General features: G+C 70.0%; 16 protein-coding genes. 4 read left to right on the forward strand and 12 right to left on the reverse strand.

The genetic code is table 11. From position 1 onward, the window contains the following. Positions 1-236: 236 nt before the first annotated feature. On the reverse strand, positions 237-1,214 hold the full coding sequence (locus tag IBL25_RS18915) for a Bug family tripartite tricarboxylate transporter substrate binding protein (RefSeq protein WP_187780076.1): 978 nt from the start codon (positions 1,212-1,214) through the stop codon (positions 237-239). 126 nt (positions 1,215-1,340) lie between these two features. Beyond that, positions 1,341-2,231 (reverse strand): LysR substrate-binding domain-containing protein, encoded by an 891-nt coding sequence (locus IBL25_RS18920; RefSeq protein WP_187780077.1) that lies wholly within the window; start codon positions 2,229-2,231, stop codon positions 1,341-1,343. 135 nt (positions 2,232-2,366) lie between these two features. On the opposite strand from IBL25_RS18920, the gene IBL25_RS18925 reads away from it, so the two are divergent. Together IBL25_RS18925 and IBL25_RS18930 are read left to right on the forward strand one after the other, a co-directional pair. After that, positions 2,367-2,606, forward strand: a complete 240-nt coding sequence (locus IBL25_RS18925) for a DUF1127 domain-containing protein (RefSeq protein ID WP_187780078.1) — start codon at positions 2,367-2,369, stop codon at positions 2,604-2,606. 98 nt (positions 2,607-2,704) lie between these two features. Further along, the gene (locus tag IBL25_RS18930; protein ID WP_187780079.1) at positions 2,705-3,076 is read left to right on the forward strand and encodes an MAPEG family protein; all 372 of its coding nucleotides are present in this window, start codon (positions 2,705-2,707) and stop codon (positions 3,074-3,076) included. On the opposite strand, the gene IBL25_RS18935 is transcribed toward IBL25_RS18930, so the two are convergent. Continuing rightward, positions 3,073-3,738, reverse strand: a complete 666-nt coding sequence (locus IBL25_RS18935) for a flavin reductase family protein (protein ID WP_187780080.1) — start codon at positions 3,736-3,738, stop codon at positions 3,073-3,075. The two genes, IBL25_RS18930 and IBL25_RS18935, sit on opposite strands and share 4 nt — an antisense overlap. 128 nt (positions 3,739-3,866) lie before the next feature. Between IBL25_RS18935 and IBL25_RS18940 the strand changes: the two genes are divergently transcribed. After that, complete coding sequence (locus IBL25_RS18940; RefSeq protein WP_187780081.1) at positions 3,867-5,297, forward strand: M20 family metallopeptidase; 1,431 nt, start codon at positions 3,867-3,869, stop codon at positions 5,295-5,297. 244 nt (positions 5,298-5,541) lie between these two features. Here the strand turns inward: IBL25_RS18940 and IBL25_RS18945 are convergent, their stop codons facing one another. From IBL25_RS18945 to IBL25_RS18980, 8 genes are all read right to left on the reverse strand, one after another. Continuing rightward, positions 5,542-6,666 carry a carboxylate-amine ligase gene (locus IBL25_RS18945; RefSeq protein WP_187780082.1) on the reverse strand — a complete coding sequence of 375 codons (1,125 nt, stop codon included), beginning with the start codon at positions 6,664-6,666 and terminating at the stop codon, positions 5,542-5,544. Positions 6,667-6,829: 163 nt separating this feature from the next. Continuing rightward, positions 6,830-8,131, reverse strand: a complete 1,302-nt coding sequence (ahcY, locus tag IBL25_RS18950) for an adenosylhomocysteinase (RefSeq protein ID WP_187780083.1) — start codon at positions 8,129-8,131, stop codon at positions 6,830-6,832. Positions 8,132-8,224: 93 nt separating this feature from the next. Further along, positions 8,225-8,854: a hypothetical protein gene (locus IBL25_RS18955; protein ID WP_187780084.1), complete on the reverse strand. Its 630-nt coding sequence runs from the start codon at positions 8,852-8,854 to the stop codon at positions 8,225-8,227. Between the two features lie 12 nt (positions 8,855-8,866). After that, positions 8,867-10,780 carry a phosphoenolpyruvate--protein phosphotransferase gene (gene ptsP, locus IBL25_RS18960; RefSeq protein WP_187780085.1) on the reverse strand — a complete coding sequence of 638 codons (1,914 nt, stop codon included), beginning with the start codon at positions 10,778-10,780 and terminating at the stop codon, positions 8,867-8,869. Then, positions 10,770-11,039 carry an HPr family phosphocarrier protein gene (locus IBL25_RS18965; protein WP_187780086.1) on the reverse strand — a complete coding sequence of 90 codons (270 nt, stop codon included), beginning with the start codon at positions 11,037-11,039 and terminating at the stop codon, positions 10,770-10,772. The genes ptsP and IBL25_RS18965 overlap by 11 nt, the downstream gene beginning before the upstream one ends. Positions 11,040-11,128: 89 nt before the next feature. Beyond that, positions 11,129-11,593, reverse strand: coding sequence for a PTS sugar transporter subunit IIA (locus tag IBL25_RS18970; protein WP_187780087.1), 465 nt, complete (start codon positions 11,591-11,593; stop codon positions 11,129-11,131). 43 nt (positions 11,594-11,636) lie between these two features. Next, positions 11,637-12,659: an RNase adapter RapZ gene (gene rapZ / locus IBL25_RS18975; protein WP_194433768.1), complete on the reverse strand. Its 1,023-nt coding sequence runs from the start codon at positions 12,657-12,659 to the stop codon at positions 11,637-11,639. After that, on the reverse strand, positions 12,656-13,105 hold the full coding sequence (locus IBL25_RS18980; protein WP_187780088.1) for an HPr kinase/phosphorylase: 450 nt from the start codon (positions 13,103-13,105) through the stop codon (positions 12,656-12,658). The genes rapZ and IBL25_RS18980 overlap by 4 nt, the downstream gene beginning before the upstream one ends. Before the next feature lie 113 nt (positions 13,106-13,218). On the opposite strand from IBL25_RS18980, the gene IBL25_RS18985 reads away from it, so the two are divergent. Next, positions 13,219-14,178: a threonine/serine dehydratase gene (locus tag IBL25_RS18985; protein ID WP_187780089.1), complete on the forward strand. Its 960-nt coding sequence runs from the start codon at positions 13,219-13,221 to the stop codon at positions 14,176-14,178. Between the two features lie 238 nt (positions 14,179-14,416). On the opposite strand, the gene IBL25_RS18990 is transcribed toward IBL25_RS18985, so the two are convergent. Beyond that, positions 14,417-15,213: EF-hand domain-containing protein (locus IBL25_RS18990; RefSeq protein WP_202986819.1), on the reverse strand; the 797-nt coding region annotated here is incomplete at its 5' end.

The following is a 15,213-nucleotide window of genomic DNA, read 5'->3' on the forward strand; positions in this document are numbered from 1 at the left end:
AAAGTATTCAACTACTTCCAGAAAACCCGATGCAATTTTCAAAGATCAAACCGACGATCTCCTCGGCAGACGGTCTATTTGGCGATCTCTCGACCGCCTGTCAACCCCCTGACCTCAGCCAATCATCGTCCGTTCGCCGTTAGCAGCGCCAACCGGCGGCGTGGGGCGGCTTATATGCCCCTACGCCGCCCTTGCCTAGTCCTTTTTTGAAATTTCCGCTTCCGTCACGAAGCAGCTCAGCTATCGGCCTGGATCTTGTTGGCCCGGATCACCTCGCCCCAGCGGGTGATCTCCCTCTGCAGGAAGGCGCCGCACTCGGCCGGGGTGGAGCCCACCACATCGGCCCCCTGCTCCTCGATCTTCTGCCGCACGTCGTTGTCGGCCAGCACCGTCATCAGCGCCGCGTGCATCTTGTCCAGGATCGGCTTGGGCGTGCCGGTTCGACCCAGCAGCGCCCACCAAGTCGGGGCCTCGAAGTCGCCCACGCCCTGCTGGGCGAAGCTCTTCACGCCCGGGACATGCCGGGTCTCCCCCTTGGTGGTCACGCCCAGCGGGCGCAGCACGCCGGCTTTGATGTGCTGGCTGATCACCACCACATTGGACATGAAGAGCGGCACATGCCCCGCCACCGCATCCTGCGTGGCCGGCCCGCCGCCCTTGTAGGGAACATGCACCATGCGGAAGCCGCCCACCTGCTGCAGCAGGGTGGTGGCCACATGCGCCAGACCGCCGACGCCGGAGGTGGCGTAGTTCAGGCTGTCCGGGTCCTTCTTCGCCGCCGCCACCACATCGGCATAGGTCTTGAAGGGCGTGCTGTGATGCGCCACCAGGGCCAGAGGCCCAGTGGCCACCAGGCTGACCGGGGCGAAGGCCTCCATGGTCTGGAAGGGCAGCTTCATCACGCTCTCATTGGTGGCCTGGGTGTCATAGGCCAGCATCCAGGTGGTGCCGTCCGGGGCCGCCCGCGCCGCCTCGATGGCGCCGATCGAGCCGGAAGCGCCGCCCCGGTTGTCGATCACCACCGGCTTGCCCAGCACCTCCTGCAGCTTCGGCTGGATGATGCGGGCCACCGTGTCGGTGCTGCCACCGGGTGGCCAGGGCACCACCAGCCGCAGCGTGCGGTCCGGCCAGGCCTCCTGGGCCCGCAGCAGACCCGGCATCGCCAGCCCCGCCGCCGTCAGGGCCAGCAGGCCCCTTCGATCGGTTGTCGTCATTCTTGCACTGCTCCCAATCCCTAACTCCCCATGGCGGCTTGGGCCGTCCTTCTGGGGCATGCAGCGGGAAGGCCCGCTTCATTACGGGTCAGTGCAGCATCCGGGCGCCCCGCAGGGCAAGCACGATCAGCCTTCCCGGTCGGGCAGGCCACCGGGTTCGTGGCGGAAGCTGTCGATAATGTGCCGCTCCAGCGCCTCGGTCACCGGCGTATCGCTCCCGCTGGCCAGGGCGATCTCGAATTCCGGCAGCGGCGGCAGCCCGTCCGATTCGTCCAGCACCCGCAGTCCGGGCGGCAGCGGCGCCGCCAGCCCCACCGTGATGGCCAGCCCCGCCAGCACCACCGCATGCGTCCCCATCTGAGAGGAAGAGCTATAGGTCACGCGCCACGGAGTGCCGGCGGCATCCAGCGCCGCCGTGGCCGCCCGGCGCCAGATGCAGCTCGAATGCCCGAGCGACAACCGCAGCGGCGAGAGCCGGTGGATGGCATGCGCCGAGGCCCCCACCCAATGCAGCGGGCCGCGCCACAGGCTGGTGCTGTCCTCTTCCCGGCCATGGCCGGCGGAGAAGATGGTCAGGTCCAGCTCCCCATCGTTCAACCGCTCCAGCAGCTCGTTGCTGGGGGCGCAGATCACCTCCAGCTCCACCGCCGGATGGCTTTCCGCGAAGCGGGCCAGGATTTCCGGCAGCCAGACCAGGACATAATCGTCCGGCGTGCCCAGCCGCACGTGGCCGGTGATGTTGGGGGAGCGGAAATTGGCCAGGATGTCGTCGTGCATGGCCAGCCAGGGCCGTGCCCGCTCCAGCAGCCAGGAGCCATGCGGGGTCAGGGAGAAGCCATTGCGCCCGCGCAGCAGCAGCGGCTGGCCCAGCACATCCTCCAGCCGCCGCATCTGCATCGAGACCGCCGACTGGGTGCGCCCTACCCTTTGGGCGGCGCGCGTGACGCTGCTTCCCTCGGCGATCAGCACAAAGGAGCGCAGCAGGTCCGGGTCCAGGCCAGGCGGCAGGGCGAGCATGGAAACATCATCAGCGATTCTGATGCTCTTCGTCAAAACAATTCGTTTTCTTTATTCCGGTATCGACCGCAGCATCCGACGTGCCGAGGGGTACAGGATCCCCGGCAGAAGAACGGAGCTTGAAAGGTCCTCCCAATGTCTGCCCATCTTGGCCATGCCTCCCCCCTGTCGTCCGTGCAGTGCAGCGCCCCCGCTCCACTGGGCTGGTCCGCCTTGATTCGCCGCGTCGTCACGGTGGTCGAAACACGCGTGCAACTGCAGGAGCTGGATGAACGGATGCTGCGCGACATCGGCCTGACCCGCCGTGACGCCCTGACGGAGGCCGCGCGCGCCCCCTGGGATGTCGACCCCGGCGGCCAGCCGCAGCGGCTCTGACCGCGGATGCCCGGGTGATACCCTTCCCCCGGGGCCGCCTTGACAGCCAGGAACCGGAACGATCTGCTGCGCGCCCTCCTCCCCCCTGAAGGCGCACCATGACCCTGGCGAACTGGATGATCCTGGTGGCGGCGATGCTGCCTTATCTGGCGGCGGCAATCGCCAAGGCCGGTGCCCCCTTCGACAACAGCGCCCCGCGTGCCTGGCTGGAGAAGCAGACCGGCTACCGGCAAAGGGCGGATTGGGCCCAGCGCAACCATTTCGAGGCCTTCCCGCCCTTCGCCGCCGCCGTGATCCTGGCCCAGATGGCCGATGCGCCGCAGGGGCGGATCGACCTGCTGGCCCTGGCCTTCGTGCTGCTTCGGCTGGCCTATACCGGCGCCTATCTCGCCAATCTCGCTACGCCGCGCACCCTGCTCTTCGGCCTGGGCATCGGCTGCGTGGTCTGGCTCTTCCTGCTGCCGCTCTAGCCCCCGCGCCGGCGGCGCATCGCCGCCATGCCGCCGGCCGCGAAGCCGGCCTCGTTCATCGTCGGCAGGTCGAAGCGGTCGCGGGTGGAGGCATAGCCATGCCCGCCCATCCGCCCCACCGCGTCGATCGCCGCCGGGTCCACATGCAGCCGCTCATCCACCGCATCGGCGCGGATATGGGCATGCACCACCTCCCCCAGCACGATCTCGCGGGAATTGCCGATCTCCAGAAAGGAATGCAGCCGGCATTCCAGCGCGGCCGGCGCGGCGGCGATGCGCGGGCAGTCGATGGCGCTGCCGGGCACGACGGCCAGCCCCGCCAGCGCCAGCTCATCCACCCCGGCGGCGAAGGGCACGGCGGTGACGTTCATCGCCTCCACCAGCGCGTCGGAGACGATGTTGACGGTGAAGACGCCGGTGTCCCGGATATTGCGCCCCGTATCCTTTGGCGCGCCATCCGGGCGGAATTCCACGCCGAGCGCCAGGATGGCCGGGTCGGCCGACAGGCAGTTGAAGAAGCTGAAGGGCGCCGCATTGGCCCGCCCCCGCGCATCCACGGTGGTGACCCAGGCGATCGGGCGCGGCACCACCGTGCCGATCAGGATCTTGTACCGCTCCCGCGCGGTGAGGGCGGAGAAGTCGAAGCCGGTGGTTTCCGTCATGCGCTGCGGCCTTCGCGATGCATGGCCTCTCTCTAAGCCGATCCGCCGCCCGGGCCGAGCCCTTCCGCCGAGCTTGACGCCGGCATTGCCGGGCGCCACTCCCCAATTCCCGGCAGCAGGAGCCCGCGATGCGCAATACCGAAGAAATCTGGCATCTGGTTGAAGCCAGGAAGGATGCCTTCACCGACCTCAGCGACCGGGTCTGGGGCATGCCGGAACTGCTCTACAACGAGCACCGCTCCTGCGCCGAGCATGCCGCGATGCTGGAGGAACAGGGCTTCCGCGTGACGCGCGAGGTGGCCGGCATCCCCACGGCCGTGATGGGCGAGGCGGGCGAGGAAGGCCCCGTCATCGCCTTCCTGGGCGAATACGACGCCCTCCCCGGCCTGTCCCAGGAATCCGGCGTGGCCGAGCCGCGCCCGGTGGAAGCCGGCGGCCATGGCCATGGCTGCGGCCACAACCTGCTGGGCGCCGCCGCGCTGCTGGCCGCCACGGCCCTGAAGGACCACCTGGAGAAGAACGGGATCAAGGCGCGCGTGCGCTACTACGGCTGCCCGGCCGAGGAAGGCGGCGCCGCCAAGACCTTCATGGTGCGCGCCGGCGCCTTTAAGGACGTGGATGCCGCCATCACCTGGCACCCCTTCGCCTGGGCCGGCGTGCAGGAAGCCGATTCGCTGGCCATGACGCGGATCGATTTCTCCTTCACCGGCCGCTCCTCCCACGCCGCCGCCGCGCCGCACCTGGGCCGCTCCGCGCTGGACGCCGTCGAGCTGATGAATGTCGGCGTGAACTACATGCGCGAGCATATGCCGAGCGATGCCCGCATCCACTACGCCTACCTGAACGCCGGCGGCATCGCGCCCAACGTGGTGCAGGGCCAGGCCAAGGTGCGCTACGCCGTGCGCGCCCACACGCTGCACGAGATGTTCGCGCTGATCGAGCGGGTGAAGAAGATCGCCGAGGGCGCGGCGCTGATGACCGAGACCACGGTGGAAAGCCAGATCCTTTCCGCCACCGCCAACCTGCTCGGCAATGCGCCGCTGGAGCAGGCCATGCAGAACAACTTCGAGCGCCTCGGCCCCGTGCCCTTCGACGAGGCGGATCGTGAATTCGCCCGCAAGATCCAGGCAACCCTCTCGCCGGATAGCATCGCCAGCAACTATAACCGCTCCGGCTTCAAGCCGCGCAGCGACGAGCCGCTGGCGGAGAAGATCCAGCCCCCCATCGCCGAGCGTAGCGGTGCGAGCCTGCTGGGTTCCACCGACGTGGGCGATGTCTCCTGGGTGGTGCCGACGGTGCAGGCCAGCGGCGCGACTCTCGCCATCGGCACGCCTGCGCATTCCTGGCAATGGACGGCGCAGGGCAAGATGCCGGCGGCCCACAAGGGCATGGTGCATGTGGCCAAGGTGATGGCCGGCACCGCCGTGGACCTGATCGAGAACCCGGAACTGCTGGCGGCGGCGAAGGCCGACCTCGCGGCGCGCACGGAAGCCACGCCCTATGTCTGCCCGATCCCGGAAGGGGTGGAGCCGCCGCTGAAGATGGCCACGGGCGGCTGAAGCTTCGGGAAAAAGGCCGGGGGAATGAATTCCCCCGGACCCCCATCTTTTTTCTTCGAGTTCTCGGGCGCGCCTGCGGCGGCACCCAACCTGATTGCGCGCCGGAGGACTTAGTCCTCCGGCGACTGCGGCCTCAGCCCGTGTGGCCTTTCATTCTCTGGACAACACACCCAAAGGTCCTGACCGACCTGAAACTCGAAGAGAAAAGAAGGGGTTTGGGGAATTCATTCCATAACCTTCCTTTCTACCCTTCCCCCCGCGTTGTCCTCGCAAGCCACTCCACCACCGCCCCCAGCGCTTCCCGCTCGCTGGCGCCATTCTGCCGCGCCCTGGCGAAAACCGTTGCCTGCTGGTCGGCGCTGGTGCCTTCGCTGGCGATGCGGCGCAGGGTGCCCAGCTCGGCCTTGCAGCCGAGTGCCTCGGCATCCTCCGCCACCAGGGCCAGCGTGGCGTCCAGCGCATCGGCGAAGGGCACCGCGTCGCCCTTGGCTTCGTTGATCAGCATGGCGCGGGCACCGTCCCGCTGGGCGCGCCAGAGGTTCTCGGCCACCAGGGCGCGGGAGGTGCCGGTCGTGCCACGGTTGAGTTCCGGGCGGCGGTCGGCGCAGCGCACCAGGCAGCGGTAGAGCGCGGCGATGGCGATCGTGTCCTCCAGCCGGGTGCAGGCATCGGCGACGCGCAGCTCCAGCGTCGGGAACTTGACCGAAGGGCGCAGCACCCACCACAGGAAGCTGGCATCCTTGATGGCGCCGGCGCGGGTCATGATCTCCACGTAGCGGGCGTAATCCTCGGCGTCGTGGAACAGATCGGGCAGGCCGGTACGCGGCATCTCGCCGAAGACGGAGAGGCGATAGGCGGCGAGGCCGGTTTCCTGCCCTTGCCAGAAGGGAGAGGAAGCGGAGAGTGCCAGCAGCAGCGGCATGAAGGGCATCAGCCGGTTCATCAGGTCGATGCGCGCGTCGGGGCGCGGCACCTCGACATGGACGTGCATGCCGCAGACCACGTTGCGGCGGCCCAGCATCCGCAGGTCGCGCATCAGGCCCTGGTAGCGCTCGGCTTCCGTATGGTCCTGGCTGGACCACCGGGCCAAGGGATGGGTGCCGGCGGCCAGCACCAGGATGCCGTGTTCCCGCCCGACATCCGCCAGGCCACGGCGCAGGCCGGAGAGCACGCCGCGCGCTTCGGCGAAGTCGGTGGAAGGGGGCGAGGCCACTTCCACCTGGCTTTGCAGCAGCTCGCGCTCGGCTTCCGGCAGGCGGTCGCGCACGGCGGCATGGAATTCGGCCACGGCGCGGCCGGGGGTGCCATGGGTGGTGGCGTCGGCGAGGAAATATTCTTCCTCGATGCCAAAGCGGTAGCTCGCGGTCACGGGCGCTCCCTCGCACTAGGCCGCCGGATGGCGGGCGAGGGTGGCAACAAACCGATGCGCTGAAGGTTTCCCGTGGAACGCGAACCGCCGCTCCCCCGGCAGGGGAAGCGGCGGCGCGGCAGCCAGACTGGCGCGCCGGGGCGCGGGGCCCCGGCGGCTGGTCTCAGTAGCGGTATTCTTCGTGCTTGAAGGGGCCGGAGACACCGACGCCGATGTATTCGGCCTGCTGCGGCGTCAGCTTGGTCAGCTTGGCGCCGACCTTGGCGAGGTGCAGCGCCGCCACCTTCTCGTCCAGCTTCTTCGGCAGGGTATAGACCTTGTTCTCGTAGTTCTTGTGGTTGGTCCAGAGCTCGATCTGCGCCAGGGTCTGGTTGGAGAAGCTGGCGGACATCACGAAGCTCGGGTGGCCCGTGGCATTGCCCAGGTTCACCAGCCGGCCCTCGGAGAGCACGATCAGGCGCTTGCCGTCGGGGAAGATCACCTCATCCACCTGCGGCTTGACGTTGTCCCACTGGAAGTTCCGCAGGGCGCCGATCTGGATCTCGGAATCGAAGTGGCCGATGTTGCAGACGATGGCGCGGTTCTTCATCGCGCGCATGTGGTCCAGCGTGATCACGTCCACATTGCCCGTGGCGGTGACGAAGATGTCGCCGCGCGGCGCGGCGTCTTCCATCGTCACGACCTCATAGCCTTCCATCGCGGCCTGCAGGGCGCAGATCGGGTCGGCCTCGGTCACCATCACGCGGCAGCCGGCATTGCGCAGCGAAGCCGCCGAGCCCTTGCCCACGTCGCCATAGCCGGCGACCACGGCGACCTTGCCGGCCATCATCACGTCGGTGCCGCGGCGGATGGCGTCCACCAGGCTCTCGCGGCAGCCATAGAGGTTGTCGAACTTCGACTTGGTGACGCTGTCGTTCACGTTGATGGCCGGAACCTTCAGCGTGCCCTTCTTCGCCATCTCCCACAGGCGGTGTACGCCGGTGGTGGTTTCCTCGGACAGGCCGCGCACGTTCTTCAGCAGCTCGGGGTACTTGTCGTGCATCAGCACGGTCAGGTCGCCGCCGTCATCGAGGATCATGTTGATCTCCCAGCCGTCCGGGCCACGGACGGTCTGCTCGATGCACCACCAGAACTCCTCCTCGTTCATGCCCTTCCAGGCGAAGACGGGGATGCCGGCGGCGGCGATGGCGGCGGCCGCATGGTCCTGGGTGGAGAAGATGTTGCACGAGGACCAGCGGACCTCGGCGCCGAGCGCGGTCAGCGTCTCGATCAGCACGGCGGTCTGGATGGTCATGTGCAGGCAGCCGGCGATGCGGGCGCCCTTCAGCGGCTGGGAGGGGCCGTATTCCTCGCGGATCGCCATCAGGCCGGGCATCTCGTCCTCGGCCATCGAGATCTCCTTGCGGCCCCATTCGGCCAGGGAGATGTCCTTCACCTTGTAGTCGGCAGTCATGGTCGCGCTCATACGGCAGCCCTCTCGAAGATGGGGCGCGGCGTAACATGCCCTGGCCGCCATAGCCAGCAAGACCGACAAGACATCAGGATATCTTTATGTGATTCAGGTCGCGTCCATCAGGCGGGAAAGGAAGGTGACCATGGCATCCATGTGGCTCATCCCGGCGCGTGGCCGCAGCAACCAGAGCGACTCGGCCTGGGCCTCGGGCTCGAAGCAATCCAGGATGGGGCCGTAATTGCCCATCCGCTCCGGCAGCATGTCGTGCACCATCAGGCGCAGGCCGCGCCAATCCTCTCGCACCAGCAGGGCCGAGAGGGCGGAGGCGACGCGGAAGCGGCCATCCACGAAGACCAGGTCCGGCACCTGCCGCCGCCGCTGCCACTCGGCCCAGGGCGCGCGCAGGTACTGCGGCCAGAGCTTCACCGCGCCCTCCCCTTCCGGGGCGCCCCAGGCGCGGGTGGGACCGATATCGCCATGCAGGGCCGCGATCCGCCCCTCGGCGATGCCGGGGGCGATCTCCTCATGCGCGCGGATGCTCTCCACCCAGCGCCGGTCGGAATCCACGGCCACGATGGCCTGGAAGCCAACCCGCGCCGCTTCCAGCGTCGAGCCGCCCATGCCGAATTCGGCGTAGCGGCGGGCGCCGCCGCGCAGCCAGGCGCGGAAGGCCTCCAGCTCGGCCGGGCTCATATGCGGCGGGCCGAGCCGCGCCGGGGCGATCGCCTGCTCCATGGTCGGGGCTCCTCAGCCGTCCTGGCCGAAGCCCATCACCAGTTCCTGGATGCGCTTCGGGTCGCCCTGCTCCATCACCCGGCGGGCGAAGCGGGCGCAATCGTCGATCTTCAGGCTGCGCACCATCTGCTTCACGCGGGGAATGGCGCTGGCATTCATGGACAGCGCCCGGATGCCCAGGCCCAGCAGCAGCGGCACCAGCCGGGGGTTGCCCGCCATTTCGCCGCAGACCGAGACGGGCATGCGCAGCCGCAGCGCCGCCTCGGTGGCGAATTGCACCAGCCGCAGCACCGCCGGGTGCAGTGGGTCGTAGAGATGCGCCACCTCAGCCTCCGCCCGGTCCACCGCCAGGGTGTACATGGCCAGGTCATTGGTGCCGATGGCGAAGAAATCGGCCTCTAGCGCGATGGCATCGGCAGCCAGGGCGGCGCCCGGCGTCTCGATCATGGCGCCCAGCAGCGGCATCTTCTCCGGCAGCGGCACGCCCTTGCGGCGCAGGCGGCGGCCCACGCGCTCATAGATCTCGCGCGCCTGCCGCACTTCCTCCGGCACCGTCACCATGGGCAGCAGGATGCGGATCTGCCCGGCGGGGGCGCCCTGCCCCGTCACCTGCGGCGCGGCGGTGCCGGCCACGCGCAGAATGGCCGCGAACTGCACCTCCAGCAGCTCGGGCTTCTTCAGCAGCATGCGGATGCCGCGCAGCCCCAGCGCCGGGTTCGGCCCGGCATGGAAGGGCTCGATGCCTTCCGCCAGCGCCTCCATGTCCTTCTCGCCGCCCCAGTCCAGCACGCGGATGGTGACGCAGTCGCCCGCCATCGCCTCCACCACCTGGGTATAGGCGGTGACCTGGGCATCCTCGTCCGGCAGGTCCTCACGGTTCATGAAGAGGAATTCGGTGCGTAGCAGCCCCACGCCTTGGGCGCCGGCCTGGGCGATCAGCGGCAGCTCGGCCGGGATCTCCAGATTGGCCTGAAGCTCCACCTCCTCCCCATCCTGGGTGATGGAAGGCAGGCGGCGCAGCTTGGCCAGGCGCGCCTTTTCCTTGGCATAGGCGGCCAGGGCCTCCCGCCCCACCTCCAGGGCCTCGGCGCCGGGCCGCAGCACGATGGTGCCGGCGGCGCCATCCAGCACCGCCTGGTCGCCACGCACCGCAGCCTCGGTCAGCCCCGGGCAGCCCAGCACGCTGGGAATGCCCAGCGCCCGCAGCATGATGGCGGTATGGCCGTCGGCGCCGCCTTCCTCCGTCGCCACGCCGGCGATGCGGGTGGGGTCCAGCAGCGCGGCATCGGCCGGGGTCAGCTCCTCCGCCACCAGGATGGCGCCGGCGGGCACGTCCTTCAGGCTGCGGAAGGGGGTGGCGGTCAGGTTGCGGGTCAGGCGGCGGGCGATCTCCCGCACCTCGCCGGCCCGGCGCTTCAGCCCGGCCTTGTCGTCGTCCTTGGTGGCCAGGATGGCGGCGGCGATGCTCTCCGCCTCGTCCTGCACCGCCGTCTCGGCGCCCAGCAGTTCCTCGGCGATCCGGCGGCGGGCGCCGCGGATCAGCCGGCTGTCGCCCAGCATCATGGCATAGGCGTCCAGCAGGGGCTCCAGTTCCTCCTGCGCTTCCTCGGGCAGCACGCCCAGGCGCGCCTTCAGCTTGGAGACCTGCTTGCGGCTGGCGGCCACGGCGGCGGCCAGGCGCTGGCGCTCGCCCTCCACTTTCGAGGCCGCGATCTCGCGGCGCGGTGCTTCGGCCGGCACCTCGCTGGTGTCGAAAACGGCGCCGATGATCACGCCCGGCGAAACCGGGATGCCCTTGATGGCGATCTCCCGCGCCTTGCGGGGGATGGAGGCCTTGCGCGCCCCATCGGCGGATTTGGAGGCGGCGGGTTTCGTGGCCCCGTCGGGGGACCTGGCTACGGTGCTGCGGCTCGCCTCAGTCTTCATGGAATCCGGCCTCGATCAGGCCGGCCACAGCATCGAGGGCTTCACGGGCATCCCAGCCTTCCGCGTCCACCACCACCTCGCTGCCTTTGCCGGCACCCAGCATCATCAACCCCATGATGGAGCATGCGGGCACGGTCTGACCATGGCGGGAAACGTTTACGCAGGCTGAAAAACGCTCGGCGGTGGTCACCAGCTTCGCCGCTGCCCGCGCATGCAGGCCCCGGCTGTTGGTGATGGTCACGGTGCGGCGCAGCACCATGGGATTATCGGCCCCCGGCTGTGCCTGGGCCTCGCGAAAGGAATCGGATGGCGCGAGGAGGACAGGGCGCAGGTGCGGGGGCGGGTTCATCAGCTCGTTCCGGCCTTGCCGTTGGCACCGCACAGGACCATCGGCTCCGGCGGGGCGCAGCGGCTGGGTGTGGCGCAGGAAATATAGCGCCGTCCCGCAGACATGGCGTGTTCCACCGCCTCCGCCAAGGGCTGGGCGCCACGAACCCGCGCCAGCTTGACCATCAGCGGCAGGTTGATGCCGGCGATCACCTCCACGGGGCCGCCGGCCACCGAGGGCTCCTCGGCCACCGCCGTCGCGAGGTTGGAGGGGGTGCCGCCGAACATATCGGTCAGGATCACCACGCCGTCGCCCTGGTCCACCGCGGCGACGCAGTCGCGGATGTCCTGCCGGCGGCCCTCCATGTCGTCCTCCGGGCCGATGCAGACCGTGGCGACGCCGCGCTGCGGCCCCACCACATGCTCCATCGCCAGGCGCAGCTCGTCCGCCAGGCGGCCATGGCTGACCAGGACCATCCCGATCATCGCACAGCCACCGTCATGGAGGGGCGCGTCATGAAAAGGCGCATCATTGCGTACAAGAAGAAGGGGCCTCCCGACCCGCAGGGGAAATAAGGGCAGCCGGGCCATCCCCGGCCCGCTGTGGCATGGGGCTCCCGGCCCCTGCCTGTTCTCTGTGGACATTCTCCAGGCGGGCAAGCTCCCGGTGGGTGAGATCGACCCGCCAGCCACTCCGCGCCAGATGGGCCGCCAGCATTTCCGCCAGCAGGACCGAACGGTGTTTGCCGCCGGTGCAGCCCATGGCCACAGTGAGGTATTTCTTGCCCTCCGCCGCGTAGCGGGGCAACAGCGGGTCCAACAGCGCCGTCATGCGTTGCCAGAATGGACTGAAGGCCGAATCCTCTTGAATAAAGGCGGCGACCTTCCCATCCCGCCCCGTCAGGGGCCGCAGCACCGGGTCGTAATGCGGGTTGCGCAGGAAGCGCAGGTCGAAGACCAGGTCGGCCTCCCGCGGTAGCCCCTTGGGGAAGGCGAAGGACAGCACGGCCACGGCCATGCCGCCGATGCCGCTGTCGCGGAACCGCTGCTCGATCTGCCGGCGCAGCTCCGGCAGCGGCAGGTCGGAAGTGTCGATCACCGCATCCGCCACCTCCTGCAGCGGCGCCAGCAGCGCGGCCTCCCGCGCGATGCCATCCGCCACCCGCGCGCCCAGGGAGCCGCCGGGGGCCAGCGGGTGCCGCCGCCGGGTCTCGGAGAAGCGGCGCAGCAGCACCGCCTCATCGGCCGTGGCATAGATCAGTTGCGGGGCGATGCCGGGCACCCGCCGCAGCCGGCCCAGCAGGGCCATCACATCGGCGGTCTCGAAGCCACGGGTGCGGGCATCCACCCCGGCGGCGATGGGCACGCTGCCGCCTTCCCGCACCACTTCCTCCAGCACCGAGAGCGGCGGGTTGTCCACCGTCTCGAAGCCCAGGTCTTCCAGCATGCGCAGGATGGAGGATTTGCCGGCGCCGGAAAGGCCGGTGACCAGCACCACCGGGCGGAGCGTGCCCGGCTTCTCTCCGTCGGGCTCCCTGGCGCGGTTGCTCATGCCGCCGACAGCGCGCCGGCATGCAGCGCGTAGCGCGCCTCGGCCACGCCCAGCGCCAGCTCGATCTTGGCGGAGGCGGAGCAGTCGAAGGCATGCAGCGCCAGCAGCGGCAGGTCGCGGCCCAACACGGTGAAGACGCGTGGCTCCGGCAGCCGGGGCACCTCCTCCCGCCCCACCAGCAGCACCGCCAGGCGCAGGGTGGCGGGGCCATGGGGCAGGCCCTGGAAGATGCCGACGCCGCGCACCTCCAGCATGCCGCCCAGCTCCGCGGGCGCTTCCGCCAGCACCGCGTCGCCCTGCGCCGAAAGCGCCACCTGATCGTCGGCCACCAACTGCCAGCCGCGCTGCATCAGCCGCAGCAGAAGGTCGGACTTACCGGCCCCGGGCGCCCCGAGGAACAGGACCCCTGCCCCACCGGATGCGGCGCAGCTTCCGTGCTGCAACATGTCGGCTCCCGCTTCCCGCGTGAAATATCAGGAAATATGGCACTTTTTGGGCAGGGGCCACAAGGGCACCACCGGTTGCACTCCGCGCCGCGAGGATGCAACCCTGCCGCGACATGACCGACCTTGCCACCGAGCCCGCACTGCCCGTGACGGGCGAAAACATCCGCGCCGCCGCCCGGCGGATCGCGCCCCATATCCGCCGCACGCCGCTGCTGCGCCTGCCGGCCCAGGCGCTGGGCACGCCCTGCGACCTGGTGCTGAAGCTGGAGCTTCTGCAGGCCAGCGGCTCCTTCAAGCCGCGCGGCGCCTTCAACCGCATGCTCTCGGCGCCGCTGCCAAAGGCGGGGGTGATCGCGGCCTCCGGCGGCAACCACGGCGCGGCGGTGGCCTATGCCGCCCAGGCGCTGGGCGTGCTGGCGGAGATCTTCGTCCCCGAGATCACCGGTGCCGCCAAGGCCGCCCGCATCCGCTCCTATGGCGCCCATCTGGTGCAGGGCGGCGCGGCCTATGACGACGCCCGCCGCGCCAGCGAGGCCCGTGCCGCCGAGACCGGCGCCTTGCAGATCCATGCCTATGACCAGCCCGAAGTCCTGGCCGGCCAGGGCACCCTGGCCATGGAACTGGAAGAAGACGCGCCGGAACTCACGCATGTGCTGGTGGCCACCGGCGGCGGCGGGCTGATCGGCGGCATGGCCGCCTGGTACGCCGGCCGCGCCAACCTCGTCAGCGTCGAGCCCGAGGGCTGCCCCACCCTGCACACCGCCCTGCGGGAGGGCCGCCCCACCCCCGCCCCGGTGGGCGGCGTGGCGGCGGACAGCCTGGGCGCGCGGCAGGTGGGCGAGACCATGTTCCCCATTGCCCGCCGCTTCGTGCGGCAGGCGGTGCTGGTGCCGGACGAAGCCATCCGCGAGGCCCGGCGCCGGCTGTGGGAGGCCTGCCGGCTGGTGGCTGAGCCGGGTGGCGCCACCGCCCTGGCCGCGCTGCTCTGCGGCGCCTTCGTGCCGCCGGAAGGGGCGCGGGTGGGCGTGGTGGTCTGCGGGGCCAATACCGATCCGGGCAGCGTGCTGGATTGAAGGCTGGAGGGGCGCCGCCCCTCCAGGCCACCCCGCCGGGGTGACAGTGTCACCCCAGACCCCGCCATCAGTTTTTGGACTTACGGCAGGGTGGTCCGCCGGAGGGCGAGGCCTTCCGGCGACTATAGATTCGGCACCCGTTCCATTTTTTGAACAAGACTGACAGCGGGGTCCGGGGTGGACTTTCCACCCCGGCGGGGTCCCAAAGGGCGGCGCCCCTTGGCCCCGGCCCGCCGCGTCATTCCTGTTCGAACAGCAGCCCCTCGACCACGCCGCGCAGCAGCGCCACGCCTTCCTGGAGCCCCTGCATCCGCACCGGCCGCCCATCCGCCTGGCCGGTGGCGCGCCCGAAGCCCAGCCGGTCCTGCGCCAGCTCGGCCGCCGAGAGCTTGCCGTCGCCGTCGTAGTCCAGGCTTTCCATCAGCAGCCGCCCCATGGCCACGCCGGCCAGCAAGCCGCCACCGCCGGTGGCCAGCACCGTCTCGGGCGTCGCATCCTCGGCCGCGGCCAGCAGCCAGGAGGCGCCGCGCACCAGCCGGGCGATCTCCGCCACGGACAGCTTGCCATCGCTGGAAACATCGCCCTCGCGGATCACGGCGGCGACGCAGGAATCGGGGCTGGGCGCGGCAGGGCCGCAGGCGGCTTCCAGGGCTTCCAGGGACGAAAGGAAGGCCACACCCTCGCCATGCAGCGCCGCCAGGCCCGCCGGCGCGGCGGGGCAGCGGTGCCAGGCCTGGATGGGGGTCTCGCCGGGCAGGCGGTCGTCGCGCAGCTTTGGCTCGGGCTCGGCGGTCTCCAGCGCCTCGGCCGTGCCGCGCAGCAGGATGCGGGGCGCCTCGGCGCCACGGCCGGTGCCCAGGGTCCAACCATCCTGGAGGCGGGACTGGGAGAAGCGGATCAGGCGCGCCGGGCCATTGTCCGGCAGGCGCACGGCGGCGCGGGCCGTCAGGTGCAGCGCGGCGGAAGGGTCGGCGCAGGCCCCCTGGTACCAGGGGCCGCGCAGCGGCTCCGGCACCGGGGCCTGGATGGCGGGCG

This window comes from Pseudoroseomonas ludipueritiae, assembly GCF_014490445.1.
In the GTDB taxonomy this organism is placed as follows: domain Bacteria; phylum Pseudomonadota; class Alphaproteobacteria; order Acetobacterales; family Acetobacteraceae; genus Pseudoroseomonas; species Pseudoroseomonas ludipueritiae.